The organism is Rhizorhapis sp. SPR117, assembly GCF_021742065.1.
In genome coordinates, this window is the sequence record NZ_JAKKIE010000186.1 from 1 (window position 1) to 1,160 (window position 1,160).

Genomic DNA, 1,160 nt, shown 5'->3' on the forward strand with positions numbered 1-1,160 from the left:
CCTGCCGACCTAGCATTGTTCATCTCCTCAAAGAGGCGTGAATCAATGAGGTGGATTACAGTTCCGGGTGACTAGGACGATCTCACCCACGACGCTCATCCATGCAAGACGGCCTCCCTCGGAGGGATACACTGGGTCGAGCAAGCTTCAAAGCTTGCCGGTCAGCTCCGGGACGACATTGAACAAGTCGCCGACGAGACCGATGTCCGCCACCTGGAAGATCGGTGCGTCCTCGTCCTTGTTGATGGCGATGATGGTCTTGGAATCCTTCATCCCGGCGAGGTGCTGGATCGCACCGGAGATGCCGACGGCGATATAGACTTCGGGCGCGACGATCTTGCCGGTCTGGCCGACCTGATAGTCGTTCGGCACGTAGCCGGCATCGACCGCGGCGCGGCTGGCGCCGACGGCGGCGCCGAGCTTGTCGGCGAGTGGGAAGATCACCTGCTCGAAAGTCGGGCCGTCCTTGAGCGCGCGGCCCCCCGAGACGATCACCTTGGCGCTGGTCAGATCCGGGCGCTCCAGCTTCGCAATCTCGGCGCCGACGAAGCTCGACAGGCCGGCGTCGCCGCCAGTGGGGATCGCCTCGACCATGCCCGAGCCGCCGCTAGCCGCCGCCTTCGCGAATGCCGTGCCGCGAACGGTAACGACGAGCTTCGCGTCGCCGCTCTCCACCGTAGCGATCGCGTTGCCGGCGTAAGTCGGGCGGGTAAACGTTTTCGGCCCTTCGATCGAGAGGATGTCCGACACCTGCATGATGTCGAGCAGCGCGGCGACGCGCGGCGCGATGTTCTTGCCGTTGCTAGTCGAGGGCGCGACGAAGGCGTCGTGATGGCCCATCAGGTCGACGATCAGCGGGGCGACGTTTTCGGCCAGCGCGTTGGCGTAGACGGGGCTGTCAGCGAGATGTACCTTTTCGACGCCGGCGATCTGTGCGGCCGCCTGCGCCACACCGTCGCAGCCCGAGCCGGCGACGAGCAAGTGAACCTCGCCCAGTTGCGAAGCGGCGGTGACGGCGGACAGCGTCGCCTCTTTGACGGCGGAATTGTCGTGTTCGACCCAAACGAGCGTATTCATCGGTGTTTTATAAACGGCGGAGTAAAAATGTACCACTGACGGGTCTTTTGGGGTCCGTTCATTTCGGAGTAAAAGTGTACCGG

At 63.4% G+C, this 1,160-nt stretch carries 1 protein-coding gene; it reads right to left on the reverse strand.

Annotation, left to right across the window (positions count from 1 at the left end; translation table 11 throughout):
- Positions 1 to 147: 147 nt before the first annotated feature.
- Positions 148 to 1,077 carry an electron transfer flavoprotein subunit alpha/FixB family protein gene (locus L3X40_RS21845; RefSeq protein ID WP_237367433.1) on the reverse strand — a complete coding sequence of 310 codons (930 nt, stop codon included), beginning with the start codon at positions 1,075 to 1,077 and terminating at the stop codon, positions 148 to 150.
- Positions 1,078 to 1,160 lie beyond the last annotated feature (83 nt).